22 protein-coding genes are annotated in these 23,729 nt (G+C 38.0%); 9 read left to right on the forward strand and 13 right to left on the reverse strand.

Translation table 11 applies throughout. The features are described 5' to 3' along the window. Positions 1-22 precede the first annotated feature (22 nt). From AC4PG8_RS05525 to AC4PG8_RS05535, 3 genes are read right to left on the reverse strand one after another with little or no spacing between them, the layout of a single operon-like run. The gene (locus AC4PG8_RS05525; protein WP_492170121.1) at positions 23-316 is read right to left on the reverse strand and encodes an LPXTG cell wall anchor domain-containing protein; all 294 of its coding nucleotides are present in this window, start codon (positions 314-316) and stop codon (positions 23-25) included. A gap of 19 nt (positions 317-335) precedes the next feature. Then, positions 336-2,465, reverse strand: coding sequence for a LapB repeat-containing protein (locus tag AC4PG8_RS05530; protein ID WP_492170122.1), 2,130 nt, complete (start codon positions 2,463-2,465; stop codon positions 336-338). Between the two features lie 20 nt (positions 2,466-2,485). After that, on the reverse strand, positions 2,486-3,151 hold the full coding sequence (locus tag AC4PG8_RS05535) for a Crp/Fnr family transcriptional regulator (RefSeq protein ID WP_160464190.1): 666 nt from the start codon (positions 3,149-3,151) through the stop codon (positions 2,486-2,488). Between the two features lie 365 nt (positions 3,152-3,516). Between AC4PG8_RS05535 and AC4PG8_RS05540 the strand changes: the two genes are divergently transcribed. The 7 genes from AC4PG8_RS05540 to AC4PG8_RS05570 all read left to right on the forward strand — a co-directional run bounded on the left by AC4PG8_RS05540 (position 3,517) and on the right by AC4PG8_RS05570 (position 9,364). After that, positions 3,517-4,464 carry a sugar-binding transcriptional regulator gene (locus AC4PG8_RS05540; RefSeq protein WP_003760660.1) on the forward strand — a complete coding sequence of 316 codons (948 nt, stop codon included), beginning with the start codon at positions 3,517-3,519 and terminating at the stop codon, positions 4,462-4,464. 258 nt (positions 4,465-4,722) lie between these two features. Further along, entirely contained in the window at positions 4,723-5,973 is a 1,251-nt protein-coding gene (locus tag AC4PG8_RS05545; protein ID WP_010990480.1) for an NAD(P)H-dependent oxidoreductase, read from the forward strand. Positions 5,974-6,027: 54 nt separating this feature from the next. Further along, entirely contained in the window at positions 6,028-6,408 is a 381-nt protein-coding gene (locus tag AC4PG8_RS05550) for a transcriptional regulator GutM (protein ID WP_070753575.1), read from the forward strand. A gap of 24 nt (positions 6,409-6,432) precedes the next feature. Further along, positions 6,433-6,954 (forward strand): PTS glucitol/sorbitol transporter subunit IIC, encoded by a 522-nt coding sequence (gene srlA, locus AC4PG8_RS05555; protein WP_003760655.1) that lies wholly within the window; start codon positions 6,433-6,435, stop codon positions 6,952-6,954. Between the two features lie 21 nt (positions 6,955-6,975). Next, on the forward strand, positions 6,976-7,962 hold the full coding sequence (gene srlE / locus AC4PG8_RS05560; RefSeq protein WP_003765622.1) for a PTS glucitol/sorbitol transporter subunit IIB: 987 nt from the start codon (positions 6,976-6,978) through the stop codon (positions 7,960-7,962). 19 nt (positions 7,963-7,981) lie between these two features. After that, positions 7,982-8,332 carry a PTS glucitol/sorbitol transporter subunit IIA gene (locus AC4PG8_RS05565; RefSeq protein WP_185484781.1) on the forward strand — a complete coding sequence of 117 codons (351 nt, stop codon included), beginning with the start codon at positions 7,982-7,984 and terminating at the stop codon, positions 8,330-8,332. A 111-nt stretch (positions 8,333-8,443) separates the two neighbouring features. Then, positions 8,444-9,364: an ABC transporter substrate-binding protein gene (locus AC4PG8_RS05570; protein WP_003760649.1), complete on the forward strand. Its 921-nt coding sequence runs from the start codon at positions 8,444-8,446 to the stop codon at positions 9,362-9,364. A 36-nt stretch (positions 9,365-9,400) separates the two neighbouring features. Here AC4PG8_RS05570 and AC4PG8_RS05575 read toward each other — a convergent pair whose 3' ends face one another. Beyond that, the gene (locus tag AC4PG8_RS05575) at positions 9,401-10,597 is read right to left on the reverse strand and encodes a serine hydrolase domain-containing protein (protein ID WP_112120118.1); all 1,197 of its coding nucleotides are present in this window, start codon (positions 10,595-10,597) and stop codon (positions 9,401-9,403) included. A 237-nt stretch (positions 10,598-10,834) separates the two neighbouring features. On the opposite strand from AC4PG8_RS05575, the gene AC4PG8_RS05580 reads away from it, so the two are divergent. After that, positions 10,835-11,851, forward strand: a complete 1,017-nt coding sequence (locus AC4PG8_RS05580; RefSeq protein ID WP_003770662.1) for a tagatose-bisphosphate aldolase — start codon at positions 10,835-10,837, stop codon at positions 11,849-11,851. A gap of 53 nt (positions 11,852-11,904) precedes the next feature. Here the strand turns inward: AC4PG8_RS05580 and AC4PG8_RS05585 are convergent, their stop codons facing one another. From AC4PG8_RS05585 to AC4PG8_RS05595, 3 genes are all read right to left on the reverse strand, one after another. Next, positions 11,905-13,086 carry a M20 family metallopeptidase gene (locus AC4PG8_RS05585; protein ID WP_185540342.1) on the reverse strand — a complete coding sequence of 394 codons (1,182 nt, stop codon included), beginning with the start codon at positions 13,084-13,086 and terminating at the stop codon, positions 11,905-11,907. Beyond that, positions 13,079-14,323 (reverse strand): Zn-dependent hydrolase, encoded by a 1,245-nt coding sequence (locus AC4PG8_RS05590; protein ID WP_185540344.1) that lies wholly within the window; start codon positions 14,321-14,323, stop codon positions 13,079-13,081. The genes AC4PG8_RS05585 and AC4PG8_RS05590 overlap by 8 nt, the downstream gene beginning before the upstream one ends. 103 nt (positions 14,324-14,426) lie before the next feature. Next, a complete protein-coding gene (locus tag AC4PG8_RS05595) occupies positions 14,427-15,749 on the reverse strand; it encodes a 6-phospho-beta-glucosidase (protein ID WP_003721330.1) in 1,323 nt (440 codons plus the stop codon). A gap of 171 nt (positions 15,750-15,920) precedes the next feature. On the opposite strand from AC4PG8_RS05595, the gene AC4PG8_RS05600 reads away from it, so the two are divergent. Next, complete coding sequence (locus AC4PG8_RS05600) at positions 15,921-16,889, forward strand: LacI family DNA-binding transcriptional regulator (RefSeq protein WP_070753580.1); 969 nt, start codon at positions 15,921-15,923, stop codon at positions 16,887-16,889. 39 nt (positions 16,890-16,928) lie between these two features. Here AC4PG8_RS05600 and AC4PG8_RS05605 read toward each other — a convergent pair whose 3' ends face one another. From AC4PG8_RS05605 to AC4PG8_RS05630, 6 genes are all read right to left on the reverse strand, one after another. Beyond that, a complete protein-coding gene (locus AC4PG8_RS05605; protein WP_045554391.1) occupies positions 16,929-18,284 on the reverse strand; it encodes a PFL family protein in 1,356 nt (451 codons plus the stop codon). Positions 18,285-18,302: 18 nt separating this feature from the next. Beyond that, positions 18,303-18,572 carry an ACT domain-containing protein gene (locus AC4PG8_RS05610; RefSeq protein WP_003760632.1) on the reverse strand — a complete coding sequence of 90 codons (270 nt, stop codon included), beginning with the start codon at positions 18,570-18,572 and terminating at the stop codon, positions 18,303-18,305. A 77-nt stretch (positions 18,573-18,649) separates the two neighbouring features. Next, complete coding sequence (locus AC4PG8_RS05615) at positions 18,650-19,480, reverse strand: class I SAM-dependent methyltransferase (RefSeq protein ID WP_492170123.1); 831 nt, start codon at positions 19,478-19,480, stop codon at positions 18,650-18,652. A gap of 59 nt (positions 19,481-19,539) precedes the next feature. Beyond that, complete coding sequence (locus AC4PG8_RS05620) at positions 19,540-20,394, reverse strand: diguanylate cyclase domain-containing protein (RefSeq protein ID WP_003770648.1); 855 nt, start codon at positions 20,392-20,394, stop codon at positions 19,540-19,542. A 13-nt stretch (positions 20,395-20,407) separates the two neighbouring features. Next, positions 20,408-22,459, reverse strand: a complete 2,052-nt coding sequence (locus tag AC4PG8_RS05625) for a cellulose biosynthesis cyclic di-GMP-binding regulatory protein BcsB (RefSeq protein WP_492170124.1) — start codon at positions 22,457-22,459, stop codon at positions 20,408-20,410. A gap of 15 nt (positions 22,460-22,474) precedes the next feature. Then, positions 22,475-23,725 (reverse strand): glycosyltransferase family 2 protein, encoded by a 1,251-nt coding sequence (locus tag AC4PG8_RS05630; protein WP_160464197.1) that lies wholly within the window; start codon positions 23,723-23,725, stop codon positions 22,475-22,477. Between the last annotated feature and the right edge of the window lie 4 nt (positions 23,726-23,729).

The following is a 23,729-nucleotide window of genomic DNA, read 5'->3' on the forward strand; positions in this document are numbered from 1 at the left end:
CTTTTTTTGTCGTGCTAAACAATTAAATTTCTTCCCTCACCCCCTTAAAGTGTTTTTTACTTGCAAATAAAATGAGGCTAATTCCTACCACAATAAGTGGTAAATCGCCCGACTCCCCAGTTTTTGGAAGCTTTCTGGGAAACTTTGTAGGATATGTACCTGTTCTATCATCTGTTCCGCTTTTAGCCTTATGAGGGTCTTTCTTAATTACAACGTTTGCTTTACTAGTCACTGTATCTGCCTTTTTTGCTTCTACATAAAATGGTGCTGCGAATAAGAATAAACAACAAAATATAATGAATCCTATTTTTTTCAAATCGAATAGCTCCTTTTAGTTAAGGCCTAGGCGCATCTTCTAGAGTCCACGTAACCTTAGATTCATAAGCATCACCCACTAAAGCATCATTAGGCTGAATTTCTATTGATAAACTATCTTCTAAGTCGAAAATAGTTGAGACAAAGCCTGTTTCTGTAGGAGTTGCTTGTTTTTGTTCAATAGGCTGATTTGCATTATTTAAGTAAACTGGGCTGCTACCAGATGATTTACTTTGATACTTTAGCGAACTTTGAATGATGTCTCCACTGCTATTTGTAAATGTTGTCATTGCTCCTGTTATCGTCCAGCCTTGCTTTGATTTCCTTCTATCTGTCACCGTTAAATCTACTTTTCCGTCAGCCCCATAGCATTTCAGGGTTTGCTTTCTATTTAAAATCGGCACTGATTCTGAATTTTCATCTATGCCCATCCGAAAATCACTAGGAATTTGCAGCTCCATACTTTCTCTGACGTGAACAACCACGGTTACAGGAATAGCTGTTTGAGAAGCTGGTGGATTTCCGGGAGACGACAGCGTTACAACATAATCGCCAACTTTCGTAAGGTCTACTACTGACTCAAAATCATCCACTAGCGAACCAACGCCAGTCAAAGTCGCATTCACATCTAATCTAAATTGATTAGCATCAATAGTTTCACCAACTAAATAGGTATATTCTTCGTCCGCAGTTATAATAGGTGGCTTAGGTTGAAATATAACATCTACATTTACCGACTCGCCTCCGTCTATATTAGAAGCTTCGATTGTCACTACATATTTAGTGGGATCTGGTGAACTCGGTATTATGTCTTTAAAATTAGTTGTGATTTTTGATGGTTGATCTACTACGATTTTTGCATCTTCTATCAATTGTTCCTCTGTGAGTGGTGTGTCAATATCATAAATAAGCTGTTTTTCATTTGATATAATTTTCGGAGCCACTACATATAGTAATGGTTGAAAGAATTTACCATCGTAGAACACCTGTCCAACATTATCTTTAACTGGAGTAACTTCATCCCATCCATATCGAACACCTTCTTTACGTCCACCTTCTTTTAAATTAATCATTGGTTTCTGTTTTATAATCTCTTGCTCCCAAGTAACCATGGAAGTTGTATTATCAATTGTTGCAATTGGATCGAACACAGTTATGGGAATTGATTTATTTACACCTTTAACTTCTTCTGCCTTTAAAGTAAAATCAAATTTTGCAGAAAGTTCCATTGGTTCTAAATAAATTTGTTGGTTCGTACAAGTAATTTCGATTAGATTTGGCATAGAATTATTTTTAAAACTCGATAAATCCGAAATGCTATTGCTATTAAGCGCAATAAACCTCAAACTATTACTAGCATATTTAGCTAATGGCTCGACATTTGAAATATTGTTACTCTCAAGCATTATTTCATCTAGAACCGGAAAATTATTCGGCATACTAGCAAATGGAGACAAATCACTAAGATTATTCTGGGATAAGTTTAGGAATGATAATTTTGGTGCATTCATTTTTAAAATCGGTGAAACATCCGCAATTCCCGCTTTTATAATACTTAACGCCTTCAATTCTGGATATCCATTTGGTGCTTTTAAAAAAGCTGATATACCTTGTAAATTACCATTTGACCTACAATTTATAGTCACTAGATTAGTCATATACTGTATACCTTCCAGATTTTTTATAATTACTGTAGATAAATCAGAAAAAGAAGATAGATTATCTAAATCCTCTTGTGTAATAACATCAGTCACAACCCAATCATTTTTATAGCGGATTTGATCATTTAAGTTTCGAACTACCGATTCTGCCATTACCGGATCCGGAAATAAATCTGCTATCGTACTATTCTCAGGTATTGATGAAGGGTTAGCTTTCAGTTTGCTAGGTTCAGTCGACGGTTTTTTTGGTTCAATCTCTTCTGTTTTCGGGGGTTCTGGTTCTGGTTCTGGTTCTGCTTCTGGCTTTGGTTCAGGTTCTGTTTCCGCTTCTTTTTTTTCTGGAGTTTCCTTTATAGCTTCCTCTACTACCGGCTCCACTGGTTGTTCTGGCGAGGTGCTTTGTTCCGTCTCTATAGCTTTCGAGTAAACAGGACCGAGAAGCGCCAAAATCAAAACAAAGACCAGAACTATCTTCCAATTTATTTTCATTGTTTTTTAAGGTCTCCTTTTTAAATGCTAGTTAACTGTTTTTCATAGTGTTTTACTACTTTCTTTGGGACTAAGAAAGTTTTTTTATGTGGCTTTAAAATTTCTTCTTCTATTAGACGGATACGCTGTCTATAAAATGCCGCTTTTGATAAAGTGCTGTATTCAATTAAGATTTTGATTGTAATTTCTGATGGTAAGACAATATTGCCTTTTTCATCCTTTTCACCAATGAGTTTTCCTAAATACTTAATCGTATAATATAATTTTTCTTGGTGATCTTTGGCATTAAGTAAAGCCTTATAGTATAAATGACGTCCAATCTTTTTTAAAAAGAAATATTGAAAGCCAAAGTTTTCTGGAAAGAGCGATAATGCATATTCTATGTCTTCTTTTCTATACTCATACACGATGCACTCCTCTGAAAGCGCAATATTCGTTACAAGCGGTGGCAAATCTTCCAAAATCGAATAACTTAAAAATACACCTGGTTCAAAAACAGATAATAGTGTTTCAGGCGACTCGCATGTGTAACTGCTTATATAGCCTTTTATCAATAAAATGACATTGTGTGGATTTGAAGAATTAGTCATTACATCTTCATTACGTCTTAATTTACGTTTTTTATGTTTAATTCCATAATTTTGCATCATTTTGATAAATTCCTTGTATGTAAATAATTTTTCCACTAAAATCCACTCCTCTTCTAAGATGAACTGTTTAATTAGCTTATTGTTGGGCTCGTTAAGAACTAAATTTATACTACCACCCATCAAATAATGGTGTTTCTCTATGGAGAACAAATTACACGCTTTCCACTCAAAAATTATTAAAAACGCTTGCAAAATTCCTCGTAAATCTCAAAATAAAATTGTTTGTAATTTTGTCACAAATTAGCAAAAACCATATAAAAATTCATTTTCTCTTTACTAAAGCACTATATATCCCTCCGATATCTTTCCAGACGGGCAATTCTATGATACTATTAGCATAAAAACATTTGTGACTACAGATAACTTTTGTTCCATTATTATGTAGAATGGAGGTAACAAAGATGAAATGGGAAGAAAAAAGAGATATGGTGAAAATCGCTACATGGTACTATCATTATGGTTGGACTCAAGCGCAAATCGCCAAAAAAATCGGGATTTCAAGATCAATTATTTCTAAAACTTTGCAACGTGCAAAAGACTTAGGTATTGTAGAAATTTTTATTAAAGATGAAACATACTATACGGTCGATTTAGAACAAAAACTAGAAGAAAAGTTTGGTTTAGAAGAAGCGATTGTCGTTGCAACACACGATATGTCCGAAGAAGAAGCCCTTAATTTTCTAGCCAAAGAAGCAGCATATACGCTTAGTAAAAGAATTGCCAAAGTGAATACGCTCGGGATTTCGTGGGGGAAAACAATCCGTAAATTCGCCAATGAATTCCCGTATATCCCTCATAAAGACTTAACTATTATTCCGTTAATCGGCGGTATGGGATCAAGCGATATTGACCTCCATTCCAACCAAATTTGCTACGATTTAAAGAAAAAAATGCAGTGCCATAGTAAATATTTATATGCCCCTGCCCTTGTAGAAGATACGGAAATGAAAGCCGATCTATCTAAAAACAAATACATTAATGAGGTCCTTGAAGAAGGTAAAACTGTTGATATGGCTATTGTTGGGGTATCAAGTCCTTATAATCAAAGTACCATGGAAGAAATTGGTTATATCACCCCCGAAGATATTGAAGAACTGCGATACAAAGATGTTGTCGGCGATATTAATTCACGTTTTTTCACGGCAAATGGAGAAGAAGCAAATACACAGATAAATACACATGTTATCGGACTCAGTTTAGAAGAACTAAAAAAAATCCCAACTGTCGTAGCTTTAGCAAATGGACTACAAAAAAAAGACGCACTTGTTTCAGCACTTAATGCCGGATTGATAGATGTGATTGTGATTACTGATAGAATGGCTGAATACATCCTACAAAAAAACGATTAACAAATATTCCACCACACAAAAATATAAAACCCCAAAAGCACTCTCCACCAATGGATTGGGCTTTTTTTATTTCTTTAAAATAAAAAACATTTAATATTTCATTGACGAAAAAAAGTTAAAATGTTATATTTGATTTGTGAAATACGACATTTGTCACTAGTGGTGACAAATGTTACACGATTCATTTATTAAGGTAAAATAGCTTTATCCGGAGTTTTATTTTTAATAAATGAAAACGATTACTAGGAGGAACTTGAAATGACTTTATATAGACAGTTACTTGCCCGTGAGAAAGAAAATAATCCTATTCGCGTCGGCGTTATTGGCGCAGGTCAAATGGGATTCGGTATGATTTCGCAAATTGCCGCTATTCCTGGAATGAGCGTAGTTGGTATAAGTGACATTCATGTGGACGCCGCAAAAAAAGCCGCAGATGCATACAATGCTACAGCAACAAAAAAAGAAAAAATTCTTTTATCAAATGACTTTAAAGAAATTATTCATTCTGATCTTGTAGAAGTGATTGTCGATGCCACTGGCGTTCCAGAAGTCGGCGCTAAAATTTCCCTAGAAACTTTACTTGCAAAAAAACAACTTGTTCTATTAAATGTAGAAATTGACATTACTATCGGACCATTAATGAAAAAATTATATGATAGCGCTGGCCTCGTTTATACCGGATCTGATGGGGACGAACCCGCTGCGATAACTGAACTTTACGAATTTTCCAAATCAATGGGTATGGAAGTACTTGTTGCCGGTAAAGGAAAAAACAACAAACTAAAAATTAGCGCTAATCCAGATAGTTGCCAAGTGGAAGCAGACGGAAAAAATATGGCTTCTCACATGCTAGCAGCTTTCCAAGATGGAACGAAAACAATGGCAGAAATGAACTTACTTTCAAACGCTATTGGATATGTTCCCGATGTCGTTGGAATGCATGGTATCTCGGGTGACGTAGATTCCGTCATTAAAGACCTCGATTTAAAAGAGCAAGGCGGTATTTTAAACCAATTTGGTGTCGTAGAATATGTAGATGGCTTGGCGCCAGGCGTTTTCGTAATTGTTAAAGGCCAAAATGAAGGTGTTAGTCATGAACTTAGCTACTTAATGAAAAAAGGTGAACGCGATCATCACATTCTTTATCGTCCTTATCATCTAGCGAGCCTAGAAACTCCACTAACTATTGCGAAAGCTGTTCTGAATCACGATCACGCTATTGTTCCTATGGGAGCTCCCGTTTCCGAAACAGTTGCAGTTGCTAAAAAAGATATAGCTGCTGGAGAAAGATTAGATGGGATTGGCGGTTTCTGTGTCCGCGGTGTGCTCGAAACTCACGTAGATATGGCGGCAGAAGGTCATATTCCAATCGGGCTAATTAGCGGTGAAGTAGTTGCACGCAGAAACATTAAAGCTGGCACATTTATTACCGACGAAGATGTTTCACTCGACGAATCAACTACTGTTTGGAAACTTAGAAAACTACAAGACGAAACATTTAGCAATTAAAGGTAACATGGTGGGAAGGGCTAGCTTCCCACCTATTATAAGGAGGAAAAGTGAATGAAAATTGTCCTTATTGCTTCCGTTATTTTCATCGCTCAGACATTTCTTGCTTTTTTTCAAGTGAGGTATTACCAACATCACATGAATAAAGTTGCAAATAAATATGCTGGAAAAATCGGTTACCATCTTTATTCTGAAATGGAGCGATTAAAGTTTCGAACAAGTGCCGTAGCTATCTTAGTTGTAAATGAAGAGCATATTGTTCATGAATGCCAAATTTTAACAGGAAAAACGATTTTTGCGAAGTTTAAAACATTCACTGACTATCACCAGAAAGATTTATCCGAAATACTACAAGAATTACATGAAAAGAAAAAGCATTCCATACAAGAAAAAGCCATTATCAAAACCGCCAACAGTTGTATGAAAGCGCTTTAAATAATTAAAAAGGAGTGTTTCCTAGTGAATTATATTGAATGGTTTGGAACCAACTTTATCGGTCTTTTTGAGGCTGGTGGAAAACAGTTCGTGAGCTTTATGACAGGAATTGTCCCGCTTTTAATTGTCCTTTTAACCTTTACGTACTCGATTATTGCATTTATCGGGGAAGAACGAGTCAACCGTGCAATTCAATTTTCAGCTAAAAACATGATTTTACGTTATTCACTTATGCCGATTTTATCTGTCTTAATGCTAACAAATCCAATGGCGTACACATTTGGACGATTCGTTAAAGAACATCAAAAACCTGCTTTTTATGATTCGGTTGTTTCATTTTTACATCCAGTCACAGGGTTGTTCCCTTATGCGAATGCTGGAGAATTATTTGTTTATTTAGGAATTGCTAATGGGGTTGTCGAAGCTGGTTATAGTATGTCTAGTCTTGCAGTTCGTTACTTCTTAGCAGGTATTGTTATCATTTTAATGCGTGGTGTGATTACGGAAACCATTACAAAATTCTTAATGCGAAAAGAAAAAGTCTGAAATCGATAGGAGGCAAATAAAATGTATCAATCAATTCATGTGAATAAAGGCCAAGGCGGTTGGGGAACTGGGCTAGACCTTACTCCAAGCGAACCAAGAACAAAAGTTGTTTCTATTACTGGCGGCGGTATCCACCCCGTAGCTTTGAAAATTGCTGAATTATCCGGTGCAGAAGCCGTCGATGGTTTTAAAAACTCCATTCCCGAAGAAGAAATGATGTGTGTTGTCATTGACTGCGGTGGTACGGCTCGAATTGGCGTCTATCCAATGAAACGTATTCCAACTGTTGATATTCTCCCTTCTTCTCCATCAGGTCCACTAGCAAAACATATTACAGAAGATATTTTTGTTTCGGGAGTGAAGCCAGAAGATATTATGGTTACCTCATCAGAAGCAGACCCCGGAAAACCTTTTGACAGAGAAAAATTTAAAGAAGATTATGCCAAGATTAAAGAAGATCAACAAGAAGCGAGTGATTTAAAAGAAGGCTATCTTGTGAAATTTTCTCGAGGTATTGGTAAGGCAATGGGCGTGTTCTATCAAGCTGGTCGTGATTCTGTTGATATGCTCATTAAAAACATTATTCCTTTTATGGCTTTTATTAGTATGATTATCGGTATTATTAACTACACTGGGATTGGAAAATTAATTGCGAATACACTCTCCCCGCTCGCTGGTTCCATTTGGGGAATGCTTTTAATTGCTTTTATTTGTAGTTTGCCTTTCCTATCACCGATTCTTGGTCCTGGCGCAGTTATCGCCCAAGTTATTGGTGTCTTAATTGGTTCACAAATTGCGATTGGCGCCATCCCGGTAACTTATGCTTTACCTGCTTTATTCGCTATTAACGCACAAGCCGGATGTGACTTTATTCCAGTTGGGCTATCTCTTGCAGAAGCTAAGCCAAAAACGGTTCAATTCGGCGTTCCGGCCATTTTGTATAGCCGTATGATTACAGGTGTCCTTGCTGTTGTTATCGCTTGGGTATTCAGTATCGGCATGTATTAATTTTTAGGAGGAAATTGCTATGACTAAAAGTAAAATCATTGAAATCGGGCCACTTGTCCCAGCTTTTGAAGAAGAAAAGATTGTCATTTTATTTGGACCAACAGCCACCAATGAATTACGAGAAATCTCCGTTATTCATGAGTTTGAAGCAGCACCCCAAAGTGCCCTCTCGAAAGGGAATACACTACAAATTGGAGATCAAGTCTATATAATAGAAGAAGTCGGCACAGAAGCAAATAAAAATCTGGAAGAACTTGGACACATTTCTGTTTATTTCCGCTCTGGTCAAAATGAAGTATTACCTGGCGCAATCGTTGTCTCCCCAGAAGTATTTCCTACCCTGGCAATAGGCGACACGATCCAATTTTAAAAAATAAAAATAATTTGTGTTATGTTTCACCTTGTCAATCCTCCCTCTTTTCGATATAATTACTTTTGTAACGATAATGAAAATCATTTTCAATTAGGGAGGAAATACACAATGTACCAAAAGCATAAATGGGCTGCTATTTTAATGACTGTACTTTTAGCAGTAGTACTAACCGCTTGTGGCAACTCTTCGGATAAAGATTCAAGCAAAGAAAAAGAAGCTGCGACAAAAACGGTAACTGATACAATGGATCGTAAAGTAGAAGTACCAACAACGCCAAAAAGAATTGTAGCACTTCAAAACGTAAGTGAAATGGAAATTCTAGGCGTAAAACCTGTTGGTACAACGGATTATTACATCACTACATATCCCAAAGCAACAAAAGGGACAGAAAGTGTTGGTAATGATAAACCAAGTATTGAGAAAATCGCTAATTTAAAACCAGATTTAATTATTATTAGTGATTATCAAAAAGACCTTTTAGAGAATTTAGAAAAAGTTGCGCCAGTTTACATCTCGCATTTCGGTGATACTCCTGACAAACAACTTTCTAATATCGCAAATCTCTTAAATAAAAAATCAGAAAAAGAAAAATGGGACAAAGATTACGCTCAAAGTTCTAAAGAAGCTAAGGCAACGTTAAAAGATGCTGGCGTGGAGAACGAAAAAGCTGCTGTGATTCAATTCTACGGCAAAGAAATCTATGTTCATGATGCGAAAGTATTTGACGGCTTATTCTCTGGAGCTGGTTTTACTCCAACTGATGGTGCTAAAGCAAACAAAGAAACAAAAGCAATTTCAAGTGAAGCTATTCCTGAATATGCAGCCGGAGCGGATCGATTATTTATCTTAATGCCTACTGATGGTAATGAAGATTCTGTTAACGAAATGCTTAACGGGGTTTGGAAAGATATTCCAGCTGTGAAGAAAAACCAAGTATATAAAGTAGATAACACCAAATGGAGTGACTACAGTGCCGCTGCTCAACTTTATCAAATGGAAGATGCGGTAAAACAAATTACTGGTAAATAAATAAAAACTCGATTCTGTTAACAGAATCGAGTTTTTTTATTTGTTTAATAAACTATAAACATGATTGTTCACTTTTCCAAAAGAGGCAATCTTATTTTGGACATTAGAGAATAAAATCACATAGGTTCTACCAGTGTGGCTCATGCTATTAGAAACATCCCAACCAGTTACAACCCCGTGGCTATTATAGCTCCCAGGATCTACATAAAATCCCATTCCATAATTAGATTTACTACCCGGTGTGAACATTTTTTTAAAGCTTGCTTCAGAAATTATTTTTTTATCCATCAAAGCTTTATCAAATAAATACATATCCGTAGTAGACATACTAATATCCCCTGCTCCATATAATTTAGTTAGGTCTACTAACTTCGGACTTTGATAAACTCCATTTTCATCTATTTTGTAGCCTGTTGATATGTTTTTTCCCCCATCAACATCTTTTTGAAAGTATCCAGTATGTTTCATTCCTGCTGGTTCGAATATATTCTCTTGCAAATAAGTAGCGAGTGGTTGTCCGCTAACTTTTTCTACGATATATCCTGCAATTGTATAATTTGCATCCATATAATCCCATTTCCCAGGCTGTGATTTAATTCCCCGCTTCTCAATACCTGTAACTAATTGTTCTGGCGTTACAGTCCCAGAAAACTCTGGCCGTCCGACAATTCCAGAGGTATGATTCAAAAAGTTTTTAATCAATATTTTATTACCATTAGGAAAATTAGGTAAATACTTCGATACTGGATCGTTTGTATTTATTTTACCTTTTTCTTCTAATTGTAATAAAGCTGCTGCTATTATCGCCTTTTGAGAAGAGCCGATATAATATAGCGTATCAGGCGTATTCAATACCTTTGCATCACGATTTGCATATAAATACCCTTTTTGTATAACAATTTGTCCATCACGAACAACAAGTGCCGAGCCGCTAAATCCGATTTCTTTTAAATAAGCATCAATTTCTTTGTTATTTACTATCGTTTCTTTTGGCTTTTCTTCAACTTGTTCCGGCTCTTTTGGCTTTTCAGCTTTTTTGGTAGTCGGTTTTTCCTTTGGCTTAGTGGCTGTAGTTGCTTTTTTCTTTGTTGGTGCGGATACTGTTTGCTGTTCTTTACTTTTAAATTCATAGATCATCCAGCTAGTGGCCATAAAAAAAAGTATAAGTACAGTACTCAACACGATAAATACGTTCTTGCGTCTTTTATGTTTTAGTCTTTCGCGTCGATTCATTTCATCACTCCTGGTCTAGTCTAATCGCTAACTGACTTTCCCAAAAGAGAATGTATTAAAAGAAATTATCCCAAATTTCTAATAATACCTAACACTCCACATATATCGTAATTTATTATCCAGGATAAATCAATACGGAAATATACCTATGTTTTAAAAAAAGTTATAAGTGGTATACTAATGATGGACAAATTGATAAAAGCAACGACAAATTGCTATAAAGGAGACTAGATAAAAATGGTACAAATAACAAAAGGTAAATTTGATGGTTTACAAAGACTCTCCAACGACAAAGGCGTCATTGCAGCACTTGCCATTGACCAACGCGGTTCACTGAAAAAAATGATTCAACAAGCAAAAGGAACAGAAAACAAAAAAGATGTGGAAGACTTCAAACAACTTGTTTCTGAAGAGCTTACACCTTATGCTTCTGCGATTTTGCTTGATTTAGAATATGGTACTCCAGCAATCAAAGCTCGTCACGAAGGTAGCGGACTTTTAACTTCTTATGAAAAAACAGGTTATGACGCAACTACTCCTGGTAAACTTCCTGATTTAATTGAAGATTTATCGGCACTTCGTATTAAAGAAAATGGCGGAGATGCTGTTAAAATTCTTGTTTATTATGATCCAGATGAGCCTGCTGAAATCAATGAAATTAAATATGCCTTTTTAGAAAGAATTGGTGCAGAATGTCGCGCAGTTGATATTCCATTTTTCTTAGAACCAATTACTTACGATGCAAAAGTTACTGATTCTGGTTCTTTAGAGTATGCAAAATTAAAACCAGCGAAAGTAAAAGCATCTATTAAAGAATTCTCTAAACCTCGTTACGGTGTAGATGTACTTAAACTAGAGGTTCCAGTAAACTTCAAATATGTGGAAGGTTTTGCTGAAGGCGAAGTAGCTTATACGCAAGATGAAGCAGCTCGTCATTTTGAAGAATGCTCTGACTTAAGTCCACTTCCATTTATTTATCTAAGTGCTGGCGTAACTTCTGAAATGTTCCATAAAACAATCCAATTTGCTAATCAACATAACGTACAATATAGTGGTGTACTTTGTGGCCGTGCAACTTGGGCTGATGGTATCGAAGTTTATGGTAAACAAGGCGATGATGCTTTACGCGAATGGCTTCGTACTCAAGGGAAAGAAAATATTACTTCTCTTGATAAATTACTTGATGAAGGTGCCGTTCCTTGGTGGACAAAATACGGTTCTTTTGAAGACGTACATGTAGTAGAAAAACAATAGTCGATATATAAACAGCCTCAAGCGAGTGAAATCGCTTGAGGCTGTTTTTTTGTTTAAATCTCATCTTGGTTTAAATAATTATAGGCGAACTGGGCGTATAGCTCTGCGCCGTTTTTCATGACACTTTCATCAATATTAAAACGTCCATGATGGTGGGCCCATTCGGTATCTTTTTCGGGATTTCCGGATCCAACCAACGCAAAACTTCCGGGAGCTTCGTCTTGAAAATAGCTAAAGTCTTCGCCGCCAGTTGTGGGGCGTTCAAAGTAAAGCATTTCTTCACCGAATGATTCAGTGATTGTTTTCTGGACGAGTAATGCGCTTTTTTCATCATTAATAACTGGTTGTGTGCCTTGTTTATAAATCATTTCAGCTGTGCCGCCGTAGATAGCGGCTGTTTGCTTCGCGTAGTGTTCAATTGTTTTTGCCACTTTGGCGCGGGTTGTGTTGTTAAAGCAACGTAGCGTCCCTTCTAATCGGGCATTTTCAGCAATTACGTTATAGCGGGTTCCGACTTCCATTTTTCCGATTGTTACGACGACCGGATCAAGCGGGTCTGTTTCACGGGCTACAATAGCTTGGAGATTCATGACAAACGAAGAAGCGATAACCGCAGCATCGATTGTATCATGCGGCATTGCTCCGTGACCGCCTTGACCTTTGAAATCAATTTGGATGATGTCCGCAGAAGCAAATGTCGAGCCAACTACGCAAGATATTTTATTGCTTGGTGTTTGGGACCAGATATGAATACCAAAGACGTGGTCCACGCCCTCCATCGCTCCTTGGGCAATCATTTCTTTCGCGCCTTCAGCAATTTCTTCGGATGGTTGAAAAATGAAGCGGACTGTTCCGCGTAGCTCACTTTTAATTTCCACGAGTGCTTTTGCTGCGGTTAATAGCATGGCTGTGTGGGCATCGTGACCGCATGCGTGCATTTTGCCGTCTTCTGTAGATTTATAAGGAAGATCTTGGTTTAATTCTTGGACTGGGAGTGCATCCATATCCGCTCGTAAAGCAATCGTTTTGCCTGCTTTATCGCCTTTTAAATCTGCAATTAGTCCGGTGGGATTAGTACGTCGGTAAGGGATTCCGAGCTGATCTAGTTGTTTTGCAACTTGATCGGTTGTTCGAAATTCCTGCCATTGCAGTTCTGGATGCATATGCAAATCGCGACGGAAGGCTATCATATTTTCTTCATTATTTAAGACTATTTGTTTTATTTTATTATTCATGTTCGCTTTCCCCCGTCCATTTTTTAACTGTTTCAAGTACGACTTCGATGCCTTTTTGGAGCTTGTCATAATCGGTCCATTCTTCTGGCGAATGGCTTATGCCTTTATGGCTTGGTACAAAAATAAGTCCTACTTCGGTTAAACTTGCGAAAATCATTGCATCGTGCCCTGCACCACTAACCATTGTTCGATATTTAAGACCAAGTTTATCGGCGCTTTCGGTCAATGCTTGATGAATTTCTGTTGATAAATGTGTTGGTTTTTCATAGAGCATATCTTCTATTTCACACGTAATACCGTTTTTTTCGATAGCTTGAATAACTTTTTTTGTTTGTTCTAATGTATTTTGGACGTGGATTTCGTCTTTTGCTCGAATATCTACTGTGAAAACGACTTTGTTTGGTATTACATTGGCGCCGTTCGGGTAGACATTAAGTTTGCCAATTGTTAAGACAGTTCCGCCGCCTTCTTGGATAGCTAGTTCAGGAAGCTTATTAAGAATTTCGACAGCTGCACTTAGAGCATCTTTTCGTTCTAGCATTGGGGTTGTTCCGGCGTGACCTGCTTGACCCTTTACGGTAACTTTTATTTCTGTTAAACCAACGACCGTGTCAACGAGCGCAACATCTTCATTCGTATTTTCTAGGACTGGGCCTTGTTCGATGTGTAGTTCAATGAAAGCTTTGACGGAATCTTTGGACCGAATGGCTGTATGTACTTGATTTGCGTCAAATCCTAGGTTTGCCATAGCTTCTGCGGCAGTAACACCATTTATATCTTTCATTTCATGTAGCATTTCTTTTGTCACTTTTCCTGTAATTGTTCGGGAGGCAAGTAGTCCCGCTCCGAAACGAGATCCCTCTTCTTCCACCATTGCGATGATTTCAAGTGGAAAATGGGGTTTTATTTGCTGTTCATGAAAAACACTAGCTACTTCAAGTCCAGTTATAACACCTGCTGGACCGTCAAAAGCACCACCATTTGGCACAGAGTCAAAATGAGAACCGACGATTACTGCTGGTAAGTCTGGATTGTCGCCTTCTAGTCGTCCGTAGATATTTCCAATCGCATCTTCTGAGACAGTAAGGCCTACTTTAGCCATTTCTTCTTTTAAATAATTGCGCGCGCCGAGGTCTTCTTTGCTATATGTAAGCCGAGTTGTCCCCTGACCCGGAGTTGCTGTAAATCTATCTAAATTTTCTATGTGTTTTTTTATTCTTTCAAGATTTGTTTGCATGAAGCATACCTCCTTTTTTCTATTTTACAGGAAACTTGAAAAAATGCTCGCTAAAACAACTCACAAAAAAAGTGATCCCTAGAAAATAGGGATCACTTGCGAATTATTTAGCGAATTGTGGTAAGAACTCTTTGTGTGCTTCTAGCATTTCATCTAGAATTGTTTTTGCTAAGTCGCCGCTAGGAACAAGTGGGTTAGAAGTGAAGGCTTGTAGTGCAGTTGCGTAATCGCCTGTTACTGCTGCTTCAATTGTTAATTCTTCCATTGATTTCATTACTTGTAGTAAGCCGCGTTGTGCTGGTGGGAATTTACCGAAGTTGATTGGTTCCGCACCGTGCGCGCGAATAACACTTGTGATTTCTACTGCACTATCATAAGGAACGTCATCAATTGCGCCATTATTACGAGTAGATACTACCATTACGGTACCTTTGTTGTTGTAAATGGAGTTGATGATTTCACATGCTGCATCACTGTAGTGTGCGCCGCCGCGTTTAGATAATTCTTCTGGTTTGTAATCAAGATTTGGATCTTTATATAATTCGAATAAGCTGTCTTCTAATTTTTTCACGACTTCTCCGCGAGTACCTTCGTTTTTGAAAGATGCCAGTTCTTCTTCAAGCATTGCATCAGTCATGTAGTAGTAACGGTGGTACGGACAAGGAAGCATTTTTAGATGTTTAACTTGCTCATATAAGAAGCGCATGTTTTTAATGTTTTCAACAACTTTTCCAGGATTCGCATCTGGCGCGTAAAGACCATCAATCACTTTTTCTGTTAATTCTGTACCGTCTTTGTCAAATACGCGGTGCCAGTGCAAGTGGTTGATTCCTGCAAATTTGAAGAATAAATCTTCTTCTGGTTTTTCTAAAACGTCTGAAGCGCTTTTCACTGCTCCGATTGGCACGTTACAAAGACCGATAACTTTATCCCAATTTCCGTAACGAAGAACTGCTTCTGTTACCATTCCTGCTGGGTTAGTGAAGTTGATTAACCAAGCATCTGGGCATAGTTCGCGCATATCTTCGACGATACCAAGAATAACAGGAATCGTACGGAATGCTTTGAACATCCCACCTGCTCCGTTTGTTTCTTGACCAATGATACCGTGGCTAAGTGGAATTCTTTCATCTTTAATACGAGCGTCTAATAAACCAACGCGGAATTGTGTTGTAACAAAATCAGCATCTTTTAAAGCTTCACGACGGTCGAGTGTTAAATGTACTTCGCAGTCAATGTTTGCTGCTTTGACCATACGTTTTGCCATATTACCAACGATTTCTAATTTTTCACGACCAGCTTCAATATCTACTAGCCAAAGTTCTCTGATTGGAAGTTCATGATAGCGTTTAATAAATCCTTCAACAAGTTCTGGTGTGTAACTGGAACCCCCACCAATTGTAACGATTTTTACACCTTTTTTCATAATATACTTACCTCCTAGAATTTTAAAGCGTTTTCTTTTCTTCTCATTCATCATAATTCATGTAATGCATTACAGGTCAAGCACTTATTTTAAATTTATCTAAACTGGCTATTTGGCGGGCTTTTTTGGTATACTAAATACAGAGCTACGAGAAATCGAGGTGTTTTGCAATTGGCAAATATACAAGAAATCGCGAAACTAGCGGGTGTTTCATCAGCAACAGTTTCCCGAGTAATTAATAATCGCGACTATGTGAGTGAAGAAACAAGAAAACGCGTCCAGGCAATTATTGACAAGTTAGATTACGTTCCAAATATTAACGCTGTATCACTGAAAAAAGGCGCAACTAAGTTAATTGGTATGGTCATTCCTAGTTTTACAGATTCACTGAATGTATTTTTAAAAAGTTTTACGATGATGGCTCAGGAGCATGGTTATAACGTTACTTTGTTTATGACGCGGATTGATCCGGATAAAGAACTGGAAGCTTTAGAAATGCTGCGGCAAAAACAAATCGATGCACTCGTTCTTGTGATTCGATCAAATGATTGGAAAACAATTGAACATTACACAAAATACGGCCCGATTGTCACTTGGCAGCGTGTCGAGAGTGAAAAAATCCCCTCTGTATTTATGAATCAATATGATGGGTATACGCTTGCACTAGAACATTTATATGCAAAAGGTTACCGAAAATTTGTGAATGTTTATGGGAATACGACCGGACTCAATACGCAAAGTCGCATGCTTGCTTTTAAAGATTTTTGTGCGCGTTATGAGCTTGATCCTCATGAATTTAGACAGTTTTATGGGCAGGGTAGTCGGCAAGACGGGGAAAAAATTGCGCATTGGTGGAGTGAAACTGAGCATAAACCAGATGCATTTTTGACGCCAAACGATTATTTTGCGGCGGGGTTACTTACGGAAGCTAGACGGCTTGGTTACAGTGTCCCGGAAGATTTTGCGATTTGTGGATTTGATAATATGGAAGTGGCGCATTTGCTTGATATTACAACGATTCATTACCCTGTAAATTTACAAGCTGAAAATGCTTTTACGCTCATTATGAATCAATTATTTGGAAGCAACTTGCCGCTGCTTGATTTAGATTTCCATTTGGTAGAGAGAAAAACGACATAAAAAAAGGTTTCCTCGTAAATTTGCGAGGAAACCTTTTTGTTAATTTTTAAATGAATGAATTGGTGCTGGGATTCGACCACCGCGCGCAATAAAACTAGCGGAGGATTTACCGTTTACTGGCATTACTGGCGCCGTTCCAAGTAAACCGCCGAATTCGACCATATCGCCAACTTTGGTGCCGCTTGCCGGAATTACTCGGACAGCGGTTGTTTTATTGTTAATCACGCCGATTGCAGCTTCATCAGCAATCATCGCAGCTAATGTTTCGGCAGTTGTATCACCTGGTACAGCAATCATATCAAGTCCAACTGAGCAAATTGCCGTCATCGCTTCTAGTTTTTCAAGATTAAGTGCGCCTTGTTGTACGGCTTCAATCATCCCCGCATCCTCAGAAACCGGAATAAATGCACCTGATAATCCGCCAACGTGACCGCAAGCCATGACGCCGCCTTTTTTCACCGCATCATTTAATAGTGCTAAAGCAGCCGTTGTACCGTGCGTTCCGACCATTTCTAGGCCCATCTCTTCTAAAATATGTGCGACTGAATCACCAATCGCTGGTGTTGGTGCTAAAGATAAATCAACAATTCCAAAAGGAACACCGAGTTTTTCAGAAGCGACTTGACCAACGAGTTGACCCATTCTAGTAATTTTGAAAGCTGTTTGTTTCACTGTTTCGGCAACAATATCAAATGGTTCGCCTTTTACTTTTTCGATAGCGCGTTTCACAACACCAGGACCACTGACGCCAACATTGATAACACAGTCAGCTTCACCAACACCGTGAAATGCTCCTGCCATAAAAGGATTATCCTCGACTGCATTGGCAAATACAACGAGTTTCGCACAACCGAGTCCTTGAGTGTCTGCTGTTAAATCAGCTGTTTCTTTAATTACCTCACCCATTTGACGAACTGCATCCATGTTGATTCCTGTTCTAGTCGAGCCGACGTTAACGGAAGAGCAAACTCGTTCTGTTTGAGCTAAAGCTTGCGGAATGGAGCGAATGAGAATCTCGTCGCCTTTTGTGTAACCTTTTTGGACAAGAGCGGAATAACCACCGATAAAATTCACGCCAACTTCTTTTGCGGCCGCATCGAGTGTTTTAGCAAATTCTACGTAGTCAGTGTCAGCGCTTGAGCCAGCTACAATCGCAATTGGTGTGACAGAAATCCGTTTATTTATAATCGGAATACCAAACTCGGATTCAATCGCTTCACCAACAGCCACTAGATTGCGCGCTTTTGTCACGATTTTTTGGTAGATTTTCTTTCTAGCTACTTCACCGTCGCCGTCCATACAATCTAGCAAAGAAATCCCCATGGTAATTGTTCGGATGTCTAGCTTCTCTTCTTCAATCATACGTATTGTTTCTAAAATTTGGTTTGTTTCCATACTAGAATCGCCTCCATCCTAAAGTTTATGCATTGCGTTGAAAATTTCTTCACGTTGAATATGTATTTTTACTTGGAGTTCTTCACCTTTTCCAGTTAATTCTGTTTTTACTTCATCAAATTCTTTCGTAATCTGGCTAATATCGCACATCATCATCATCGTAAAATATCCATCCATAATCGTTTGAGATACGTCGACAATATTAATGTTCAGTTCAGCTAATTTATTACTAACTCCAGCGACAATTCCCACATTATCTTTTCCAATTACAGTAAGTACAGCTCTCACATTCAACACTCCTTTAGTTCGTTAATACGTTCCATTATAGCATAAAAAATCGCAATCTTGTGAAAAAGAAAGCAAAATTACTCCGCATGCCAAAAAGTGCAATACGACGCCATTGGCAAACTATTTTCTAGTGTAATTAAATTGCTTTGGCTCAGTAAAAATGCTTTGAACTTTTCTGGTAAACCTATATCTGCAGCTAATTCTTTCGTTATAAAATCTTTCACATAACTGATTTCCCAGCGGCTATCTTGCATTTTTTCTGAGAAAATACTTGTTTCCGCGCCTATCTTCCAATGTTGGGCTTGAATAATTTCTTGCATGTCTACTGGCGTGATAAAAGTTCGGACATTCGACTGGGTTTCTTGTTTGAACGCCTCGTAGGAAGCTTGTGTCAGTACAGCTAACATGTGAGATGTTTGTTTCACATCTGTAATTCTCGTATCCCATTCCGCGTAACAAACCCGTTTCGCCCACTTGCTAAGTAAAATGAGCATTTCGACTAGCTCTTCTTTAGAACTGAAATACCAAGAAGCATGTGATAACAACGCCACATCAAAAGCTTTATCCGAAAAAGTAATATCGCCATTTAAAATATCTGTTCCTAGCTTAAAATCAATTTGAGCACCTAGTTTAGATTTTTTCAAGTGGGCCGTTGCATCGCCAATCGTAAACGGTGCTCCGTACGTGCTCGGGGCAATGTCAACTGCTTGAACAAAGCCATCTGCGCCAACTGCACTCGCAAGCACTGCCGTCGTATCGCCTTGCCCACAGCCAACTTCAAGGACACGTTCTCCTTTTTTAATTTGCCAAAAGTCGACCAACTTCATACGATGCTCCGTTTGTGTTCGCTGAATTTCTTTGTCATTTTCATTTAATAACATACATGCGACTATTTCTTCTAAGTTCATCAAGCGCCTCCTATCAAAAAAGTAAAGTTACCTCCTATTATAGAAGGTAACTCTCTATTTTACACGTCATATTCTAATTCTTTTGTCGCTAAATCAATAAAATCGAGTGGTGTCTTCACTTTTTCGCTGTCAAATTGGCTTGTTCCAATGCGAAGTTCTAGCTTCACTCGGTACTTCGCGGCAAATTCTTCGGTGTTGGCCTCAGCTATGCGACTTTTAATTCGGTCAGCAACTAATTTCCCGCCTGGCTCATCTGTTAAAAGCAAGAGCCCCCAAGTCGCATCGTCCTTATCTAGCAAATAAAGAACATCACTCGTACGGATACAAGTCTCTAAAACTGCCGAAATATCTTGCAGTGCCAGGCGCATTTCATCTTCGCTTTGGAATCGTTTCAACTCGCGCCAGTGACGAACTTTGATAACCATCAGTGATAAAGGTAAATCATAACGACGCGAAATACTGGAAAAAATGCGCTCGTCATTTTGGAAAGAAACGATATTTTTAAGTAAAGTTTCTTGATCGATGGTTCCTAAATATAAGTTTTGCTGTTTGATTTTCGTATTTTCTTCTTGTAGTCTGGAGGTATTTCTTGTAAACATCGCACTCGCTACAGTAAAAAGTGGCGTAATAATAAGCCAGTAGTAGCTGCCAATCCCATATGCCATTTGATTTGCAACAATTTCATAAATAATGTAAGTCGCATAAATGAAAATATAGAGGACATTTAAAATCAAACCAAGCGTTAAATTCGTAAAATAGGTGATAATCACAAGTAAAAAAGTGATATTTAATAAAATAATGTTTCGCAAATATTCATCTGGCGTATTAATCATAAAGCCAATCGTGATGAAACAAAGCAAGATGAAAAATAAAAAGCCAATATCTGCAAATAAGTTATTCGTTATTTTTTTCATGTTTATTTCTCCCTCACTTCCGGCTCCGGCGATATTTACGCAAGATTAGTAGGACAGCGACAACTAGGATAACGATTGTAAGAAGCGCGAATGCTCCAAACACGGTTACTTCTTTGTTATTACTAATTTTTGTCCCAAAACTTTCTTCTTTTGTATCTGCTGCTTTTTTGAACCTATAAGAGTGGATCGTGTTGTCATTATCAACAATGGCGCCGTCCCCGTAAATTTTAGCTAAATTAGCTTTTGTGGAGATTAAATCAGAACCAAGCTCTGTTTGTTTAGCGCCCGGACCAGTTACTGCAAGAACAGGTACGCCACCAGAAGTAATCAGTTGCACACTACCGAGTTGTTTGCCGTAATTTTTTTCAATCGAGATTTTTTCGTTGGAAAGGAAATAACTACCTGATTTGTTGTACTGGAAATATAGGTCATCATTGGCATTTTTTATGACTGGATTGTTATTCATTGTGCCCACTGCGATAACGTTCGAGCCTTCTTTTGCCTTTTTCCAGTTTGCTGCATGTACGGCAGTTAGATTGCCTCTATTTCCGTCATGGAAGCGACCCAATAGATTGAAAATATTTGCTAACGAATCCGTATCTTCGGTCGTTAATTCGTCCGGAACAACGACAACTGCATTGTTAAAATCTCCACCAGCAACGAATGGATATGGATATTGTTCAAATAACAAGTCTGTTTCTTCGCTTGTATTCAGGTTAATGGTAGATTCTGGTGTGATATATGCCCATGGAATTTCGGAATCTGCAATAAAACCACAATAATTATTTGTTAAAACTAAATCAAAGGCAACTGTCACAGAAAAATCACCTTTTACATTTAAATCGCTTGGAATTTGGAACGTTACTTTATCACTATTTGCTTTTTTGGCAGAAAGTTTTTGGCTACCGATTGGTTTTCCATTGACTAAAACTGTTACTAAGGAATGCTCAAAATCTAAGTTTTGGGCGTATCTGAAATCAAGCGATACCTCTGTTCCTGTTGAGGCGCTTCGGTTTGCAGGCATACTGATGAAATAATCTTGCGTGATGTGACCGATTCCTTTTAGTTTATCGCCAGTTGTTGTGAGTTTGGTATTTTTATCAATATTGTTGGCTGGTGTGTCAATTTGTTCATCCGTTGTTAGCCATTTAGTATTTGCTCCGAGTTGACTTAAGTAATTTTGGTTGGCAATTAATTTCCCTGCTTTTTTAAGGGCATCATTTGATTTAGAGGTAATCAAAAGTGTGTTTGTGTTTCCTACTTTCACAACTTGGAAAAGTGCTTGCTTTTCTAGTTTTTGATCGTCTTTAATTTGTGATTTTATGTCATTTGGTAAATTGTCATAGCTGGAAAAAAGAACGATATAGTTTTTGCCATCGCGCGTTTTTGCCTCTTCGTACTGACCAAAAGTGATATTTTTATCTTCTAACGTATTCGCTGCTGAAAATCCAGAAAGGCCTTCAAGCGCTGCGCCAAGTTCTGCGTCGCCGGCTTTTTTGAGGACAGCTACCGCGCCTTGCCCACTTTTCACGGTGTCAATTCCAGTGAAGCGTTCGCCAAAATCAGCGACCGTATTTTGAAAAGCTTTATCGGAATAAGAAACGTTTACCGCACTGGTTTTGTCGAATTGTAGCCAATTGGCAGGCGTATCATCAATCGTACAACGACCATCTGGTAAATCTGTGTAGACAAAACTTTCAATGGATAGAACGTTCACGCCTTTTTTTAGTTTATCTTTTGGAATTTCAACTTCGATTTGTTTCGTTCCTTTGTCGGTTTTATCAGGTTTAAATGAGTAAAAGGCAACATCGTTAATTTTTAATGTCATTGTTGAAACTTCTCTTTCGCTCAGTTGGGTAATCGTGTATACAAGTTTCACGTTTGCGTTTGACACGTCCCAATAATTCTCCACAGTGAAGTTTTGTTTCGTTGTCGTGAATTTTCCTTGAGCGGTTTTATCTGTTCCAAAAACCGTTTGATAATTTTTATCTGCTGCGAAAACGTCTGGCCTATACAGAAATAGTACGGCGAAAACAAGCAGCCCCATAACAGCTAATTTTTTCATTAGGCACTCTCCTTTTTAGAAACGCTCGGTTTTATACCATTTGGTTTCTCTCTTTAGTACAGTATCTTTTAAGAAAATAAAGAACCCATATGCGGCGACCACCATCCAAAGTTGGCAATAAGTCACATACATTAACATAATAAATAATAGATTTGAAAAACTAATTTCCCCTTTTTCAGTGGTGAGCGTAATAAAAGTACCAGCGACAAAAAGTAAAATAGCAAGCAACCAAAGCGCCCCGCTAAGGCCAGCAAGCGTCGTATGTACAAGTCCAAGCGCATATAATACAAGTAAAACATCACTAACAATCAAGGAAGTTAATAATAAAAAGTAAATGGATAAAAAGTACAAAATATCAAAGCGAACGCGTCTACCTTCTCGTTTGAAAAGGAGTGGAACATTTTTTAAAATCACATAAATATTACCTTTCGCCCATCTTGAGCGCTGTTTAAACCAGACTGGCAATGTTTGTGGTTCTTGCTCCCAAGTAACTGCCTTCGCTTGAAATTTGATGCGGTATCCCATCATATAAATCCGAAAACTAATCTCGGTATCCTCAGCGACAGCTTTCACATCCCAACCACCAATTTCTTCTAGGAGCGATCTTCTCACAATAAAATTGGTACCGGGAATGGTGCACAGTTTGAATAGCGCCCATCGACCAGCCTGAGCCATCCACTGAAAGCTTAATGTTTCGATATTGATAAATCGCGTTAACCAGCTCGCATTTCGATTCCGCGTTCTGAATTTACCAATGACCGCACCGAGTTTTGCATCGTTGGTAATCTCGCCGACAAGAATTCGTAGCGCTTGTCGTTCTGGCGTATTATCAGCATCATAAATTGCCACCAGTTCGCCGCGACTTTGCGCAAATCCGATATTGAGGGCGTTCGATTTTCCTTTGCCACCCGTAATATTATCAGTATTAATTATTTTTAACTGACGGGTTGGATTTTTTGCTTGAATAGCTGCTAGAAGTTCTGCGCTATTATCGGATGAATTATCATTAATGACAATAATTTCGTAACGATCGACCGGATAATCAAAAGCCAGTAGCGATTCTACGGTCTTCACGATTACTTTTCCTTCATTATGGGCCGGCACCATGACAGAAACAAATGGTACTTCCGCTGGTATTTCTGGCACTTTACGCGCTTCGTTTTTCAAATAATAGATATATCCCGAAACGATTAACACAATATTAATTAGTAAAAGTCCCCAGATACAAACCACCGCGAATAATGCTAAATAATCTGCAACAACCATTTAT

The organism is Listeria sp. MAN/IMW/UF555 (assembly GCF_058684075.1).